5 protein-coding genes are annotated in these 6,216 nt (G+C 64.8%); 4 read left to right on the top strand and 1 reads right to left on the bottom strand.

Annotation, left to right across the window (positions count from 1 at the left end):
* The first annotated feature begins 862 nt into the window (after window positions 1-862).
* From GGR43_RS14815 to GGR43_RS14805, 3 genes are read left to right on the top strand one after another with little or no spacing between them, the layout of a single operon-like run.
* Entirely contained in the window at window positions 863-1,012 is a 150-nt protein-coding gene (locus tag GGR43_RS14815; RefSeq protein ID WP_188072759.1) for a hypothetical protein, read from the top strand.
* Complete coding sequence (locus tag GGR43_RS14810) at window positions 1,005-2,390, top strand: putative O-glycosylation ligase, exosortase A system-associated (RefSeq protein ID WP_188072758.1); 1,386 nt, start codon at window positions 1,005-1,007, stop codon at window positions 2,388-2,390. Before GGR43_RS14815 ends, GGR43_RS14810 begins: the two co-directional genes overlap by 8 nt.
* On the top strand, window positions 2,387-3,523 hold the full coding sequence (locus GGR43_RS14805; protein WP_188072757.1) for an acyltransferase family protein: 1,137 nt from the start codon (window positions 2,387-2,389) through the stop codon (window positions 3,521-3,523). Before GGR43_RS14810 ends, GGR43_RS14805 begins: the two co-directional genes overlap by 4 nt.
* 452 nt (window positions 3,524-3,975) lie before the next feature.
* Here GGR43_RS14805 and pobA read toward each other — a convergent pair whose 3' ends face one another.
* On the bottom strand, window positions 3,976-5,151 hold the full coding sequence (gene pobA, locus GGR43_RS14800) for a 4-hydroxybenzoate 3-monooxygenase (RefSeq protein ID WP_188072756.1): 1,176 nt from the start codon (window positions 5,149-5,151) through the stop codon (window positions 3,976-3,978).
* 134 nt (window positions 5,152-5,285) lie between these two features.
* Here pobA and GGR43_RS14795 point away from each other — a divergent pair, with 134 nt between their 5' ends.
* The gene (locus GGR43_RS14795; RefSeq protein ID WP_188072755.1) at window positions 5,286-6,167 is read left to right on the top strand and encodes a helix-turn-helix domain-containing protein; all 882 of its coding nucleotides are present in this window, start codon (window positions 5,286-5,288) and stop codon (window positions 6,165-6,167) included.
* Window positions 6,168-6,216: the final 49 nt, after the last annotated feature.

Genomic DNA, 6,216 nt, shown 5'->3' with positions numbered 1-6,216 from the left:
CCAGTGCAAACCGATGTCTCGGTAGCTAATCGCCCGCGCCATCTTCTCGATCAGGTCGGGGGTCATAGCATCCTCCTTCGCGCGATCATGCGCATATCTTTCGGATAGTGCGGGTTGCTTTCACCCCAGAAAGCCATGCCTCCACCCGGCGTTTCCTCCGCCCATGATCGATAGCTCCACGGGTATCGTTCGCTGGCATATGTCCGGCCTCTTCGTGCTCGCGGGCTGGTCATCAAAACATCTCCATCTGCTTGGCGGCGGGCTGGATAGTCATCGCCTCACGCCTTGCTCTGGCGGCGCATTCGAGGTGCCATGCCTTCCAACGGCTGCACCGGCGTGAACGGGCCTGAGCTATCCTCACACGGGCATAGTAGAGCAGGAACGCGCGCTGTTCCTCTGGCGGCTTCACGTCGCGGGGCGTCATGCGGGGGTGTCCGATGGAGGCGCGGGCAGAGGCATCCAGTGAGAGGCTTTGAAGTTCCGTCCAGTGATTATGGTTGTGACGGTCGGATCACTGCGTGTTCTCTTGCGCGGAGTATGAACGACGAGCCACGCGCCATATCCATCTCCTGCATCTGGGCACCATGCGAGATAGCAGCCATCACCATATCGCGGCTTTGTCTCGATCGGTTCCCAGCCCATCACCGCCCTCCTGAAATGGCGGTGGAAAAGTTTTCCGGCACCGCGCTATCTATTTGATATGTTTCGGTCGGGTTTTTCGGAGGAATTCGGAAATATGGCAGATTTCCGCCATTCTTTCTTAACGCCACGTCAACCGCTGCACGCTATGCCATAGGAGAAAGCGGGGGGCCATCGTCCCCGGCCGGGATATAGTCAGGCCACTAAGGCCATGGGAACAGGGATGATCGACACCTTCTCCATCTTGCTCAGTCACGGGCTGCTGCTCGTCGCCTTCTGGCGGCTGCTGGCACGCCCGGACCTCGACGATGAGGATGCGGCGCCCGATCCCGATTCCACCGCCGGGGGAAGGACGATCTTCCCCGATGCGTGACCTGTTCTTCCTCGCCTTTCTGGCCTGCCTGTTCGCGATGGCGTTCAAGCGCCCGTTCCTGTTCGTGCTGGCCTATTGCTATATCGACATCGTCTCGCCGCAGCGGCTGACCTATATATTGCTGAACAGCATACCGATTTCGGCCATTGCCTTCCTGTTCGCGTTCGGCGGCTGGCTGATCGCCGACGACAAGCGGGACAGCCGCTTTTCCTGGCGGCAGGCGCTGATGGTGATGCTGCTGGGCTGGTGCGCGTGGACGACGATGCACGCGGATTTCCCGATCGACGCCGCGCATAAATGGTCCTGGGTGTGGAAATCGCTGATCTTCGCGATCTTCCTGCCGCTGACGCTGCGCACACGGCTGCGGATAGAGGCGCTGATTCTGGTGATGATCCTGTGCGCAAGCGCGATCGTCGTCACCGGCGGGATCAAGACGGTGCTGTCGGGCGGCGGCTATGGCGAACTCAACCTGATGGTGGACAACAACAGCGGCCTTTACGAGGGATCGACCATCTCCACCGTCGCCATCGCGATCATCCCGCTGATCTTCTGGCTGGCGCGGCACGGCACCGTCTTCCGGCCCGACTGGCGGGTGCGCCTCTACGGCATCGCGCTGGCGGGCGCGTGCCTGCTGATCCCGATCGGCACCTCGACCCGCACCGGCCTCCTGTGCATCATCCTGCTCGGCCTGCTGGTGCTCTGGCGCAGCGAGCGGCGGCTGATGATCGGCACGGTCATCGCCGGGCTGGCGCTCGTCTCCGTCCCCTTCCTGCCCTCCGCCTTCACCGAGCGCATGGGCACGATCCGCAACTATCAGGGTGATCAGAGCGCCTCGACCCGCGTTCAGGTCTGGAAATGGACATGGGATTATGTGAAAACCCACCCGGCGGGGGGCGGTTTCGATGCCTACAGGTCCAACAAGTTCACCTATTACATCAACGAGGTGCAGGGCACCGGCGATGCCGCGCGCATGGTGCGCAGCAGGATCACCGAGGAAGGCCGCGCCTATCACAGCGCCTATTTCGAGGTGCTGGGCGAACAGGGCTATCCGGGTTTCCTGATGTGGGCGCTGATCCACATCCTCTCGCTGACCACCATCCACCGCATCTACCGGCGCTACAAGGGCGATGCGGATGACCCCGAGCGGGCGTGGATCTCCCCGCTCGCGCTGGCGCTGCAGCAGGGGCACATCGTCTACCTGCTGGGCGCGGCCTTCATCGGCGTCGCCTATCAGCCCTTCGTCTTCATGCTGATCGCGCTGCAGATCGGGCTGGCGACCTATCTCGCGCGCGTGGAGAAGCAGCAGGGGGAAACCACGCTGTTCCCCGGCGCGGGCGCGGCCGGTCCGTCCTCGCGCCAGGGCGAGGCGGCGGCATGACGGGGAAGCCCGCCACCACCTATCTGCACGCCCTCACCAGCGCGCGCGGCATCGCGGCGTGGCTGGTGGTGTTCTACCACATCCGGGGCACCATGCCCTGGCTGCCCGACGGTGTGCGGGCGGTCTTCGCCAAGGGCTATCTGGCGGTCGACTTCTTCTTCCTGCTGTCGGGCTTCGTCATCTATTTCTCGTCCCATCGCGCGATGCTGGATCAGGGGGCGGCGGGGATAAGGCCGTTCCTCTGCCGCAGGCTCGCGCGCATCTATCCGCTCTACGCGGTGATGCTGCTGCTCACCATCGCCTTTGCCGCGCTGCTGGCGCTAAGCGGGCGGGCGGCGCCCGGCTACCCCTGGGCCGAATTGCCGCTGCATATCGCGATGATGCAGAATTGGGGCTTCACCGACGCGCTGAGCTGGAACCACCCGGCCTGGTCGATCAGCACGGAAATGGCCGCCTATCTGCTCTTCCCGCTGCTCATCCTGGCGACGCCGATCGCCCGCGCGCCGCGCGCCGCGCTGCTCGCGGGCATGGCGATCCTCATCGCGGCCATGGGGCTGTGGCTTTACGCGGCCGGGCTGGACAATCTCGGCCAGCATATCGTCCGCTACGGCCTTGTCCGCTGCCTGTTCGAATTCGTGACGGGCTCGATGCTGTGCGCGCTCTGGCTGCAATCCGGGACCGCGCGGCATACCGGGCCGCTCACCGTCGCCGCCGCGATCTTCGGCGGCGCGGCGCTGCTCTGGTATCTGAATCCACGGGCGGAGCTATGGGCGTTCCCGGCGATGGCGGCCGCGCTCATCTTCCTGCTGGCAGACTATGCGCGCCGCGCCGAGGCGAACGGGCACCGCCCTTCCCCGCCGATGCAGGCGTTGCGCTATCTGGGCGAGATCAGCTATGCGACCTATCTTTCCCATTACATGCTGTTTACCTGGTTCAAGATCGCGCTGGTCACCGATGCGGCCCATGTCGCGCCGTGGAAGATCGGCCTGTTCCTGCTGCTGACGCTGGCCGTGTCGAGCGCGCTCTATCATCTGGTCGAACTGCCGGGAAAGCGACTGGTCACCGCGCTGCTGCGGCGGGACAAGCGGCAGGCGGAAGGCGACCCGCGCCTTTCCCCGAACCGCAGCCGGTAGCGCATCCGGGCGTCTGCTTTCGGCCAATCCTTGCCATTCCTATCCCGTCATGCCAGCGAAGGCTGGCATCTCACGAGGCGGCGCGCAGCATGGCCTGCGACCCCAGCCTTCGCTGGGGTGACGGCAAAGGCGGAAGTCCGCTCTCCACCCCAACCTGATCCTCGACACACCTGTCGCAAAGCATATCCCCCGCAAAAAGAAGCCAGGACCGGACGAACCGGCCCTGGCCAGAGAGGAGAACGGGGTCGCATACAGCAGCCATCTTTCCGAAGGAGTGCGAATCGCTGACTGCATGCCCAATCCGAATTAATGAGAATTAGTCTCAATATCAAATATAAAAGGCCGGGAAGCGGAATTTTCTGCTCCCCCGGCCTGTTTTCCTGAGCTCCCGAAGGACCTTCGGCACCCCGCCTCCCGCCGGATCGGCAGGAAACGGGGCGGTCTGGAGCCGCTTAGTCCAGCGGCAGGCCCACATAATTTTCGGCCAGCACGCGCTGCGCGTTTTCGGAACCGCGAATATAGTCCAGCTCCGCCATCTGGATGCGCCGGTCGAAGCCGTCCATATTGGGGAAGCGGTGGGTGATCGAGGTGAACCACCAGGAGAAGCGCTCCGCCTTCCATACGCGGGCCAGCGCACGGGCCGAATAATTGTCCAGCCCCGCCGCCGAACGCTCCCTATAATGCTCGACCAGCGCCTCGCTGAGATAGGTCACGTCGGAAACGGCGAGGTTCAGGCCCTTAGCGCCGGTCGGCGGCACGATATGCGCGGCGTCTCCGGCCAGGAACAGACGGCCCCAGCGCATCGGCTCCGCCACGAAGGAGCGCAGCGGCGCGATGCTCTTCTCGAAGCTCGGCCCGCGCACCACCTTCGCCGCCGCCGTGGGGCCGAGGCGCAGGCAGACTTCGTCCCACACGCGATCGTCCGACCAATCCTCCAGCCTGTCGTCCAGCGCGCACTGGATATAATAGCGGCTGCGCGTAGGCGAGCGCATCGAGGCGAGCGCGAAGCCACGCTCATGATTGGCGTAGATCAGCTCGTCATTGCACGGCGGCACGTCGGCGAGGATGCCGAGCCAGCCGAACGGATAGACCCGCTCGAAATTGCGCAGCACCGTGTCGGGGATGGACTGGCGGCTGACGCCGTGGAAGCCGTCGCAGCCGACGACGAAGTCGCATTGCAGTTCCTTTTGCGCGCCCTCCTCCGTCCAGCGGACGCTGGGCTTGTCGCTGTCCAGCCCGTGCAGCGAGACATTGTCGGCGTTCCAGACAATGTTCACGCCGCGCGGCCCCGCCGCCTCGAACAGATCGAACATCACTTCCTGCTGGCCGTAGACGGTGACGGTCGACCCGCCGGTCAGCTTTTCCATGTCGATATGGAAGATCTCGCCGTCGAGCGACAGGTTGGTGCCGCCATGGACCAGCCCTTCGCGGTCCAGCCGGTCGGCAAGGCCGAGCTTGCGCATCACGTCGACCGCGATCTGCTCCAGCACGCCGGCGCGCACGCGCCCCTCGACATAGTCGCGGTCGCGCCGTTCCAGCACCACGGAATCGATGCCTTCGGTGCGCAGCATATGGGCGAGGAACATGCCGGCCGGGCCGGCGCCAATGATGGCAACCTGTGTCTTCATCTTTCAGGACTCCCTAAACGGGCGGCGGGGAACGCCGCTGCCTACGCCCCATTGTCGCGAAAGCGCGCCTGTCCTCCATAGGAGAACTGCGCAATTTATTGGACGATTCAACAATATGCTGTAGAGGATATGGGATGGCCTCCGTCCTCGTCCCGTCCTTCTATCTCTATGGCGAGCCGCATCAGGCCGTGTGGGACGACTTCGTACACGCCGAGCAGCTTGACGACCGGTCGCGGCCGAGCGAATGGACGATTCAACCGCATGCCCATGCCGACCTGCACCATTGCTTCCTGATCCGCGAGGGCGGCGGCGTCATGCGGGTGGAGGACCAGCGCCTGCCCTTCGTCTGCCCGGTGATGATGCTCGTGCCCGCGACGGTGGTGCACGGGTTTGACTGGCATCATGAATCGACCGGCTGGGTGGCGACGATGGCGCGCGGCTATTTCGACGCCCTCACCCGCCGCCATGCCGACCTTGCGGGGCAGATGGCGCAGCCCCGCCTGCTCCAGTTGGAAGAGCATGAGGCCGACGCGGTGGAGGAGCATATGGCCACGCTGAAGCGGGAGCTGGGCTGGTCGGTCAAGGGGCATGGCGCGATCGTCGATGCGACGATCCTGCAGCTGCTGGTGCTCAGCCTGCGCGCCGTCAGCCTGCAGGAGGCGCATCTCGCCATGGAACCGTCCGCCGCGGCGGCGCTGGTCGCCCGCTACCGCGAACGGGTGGAGGCGCGCTTCCACCTCAGGGAAAAGGTGAGCGACCATGCCGAGGCGCTGCACGTCAGCGAGAGCAGCCTGCGCGCGGCCTGCACCCGCATAGCGCGCAAGTCCCCCGCCGCGATCCTGGACGAGCGCGCGTTGCTGGAGGCGCGGCGGGCGCTGCTGTACACCGACATGACGGTGGCGCAGATCGGCTATTCCATCGGCTTCAACGATCCGGCCTATTTTTCGCGCTTCTTCCAGCGCCACGCCGGCATGCCCCCGTTGCGCTTCCGCCACCACCACCGCCAGCCGCATTGATCGTTGGCGGGCGGGAGTGTTTGGGGGCGGGCAGCGAAGGTGGAGCGGA

It is taken from the genome of Sphingobium jiangsuense (assembly GCF_014196495.1).
Classification (GTDB): Bacteria; Pseudomonadota; Alphaproteobacteria; order Sphingomonadales; family Sphingomonadaceae; genus Sphingobium; species Sphingobium jiangsuense.
The sequence above is the reverse complement of the archived record's forward strand: the minus strand, read 5'-3'. Positions and strand labels throughout refer to the sequence as shown.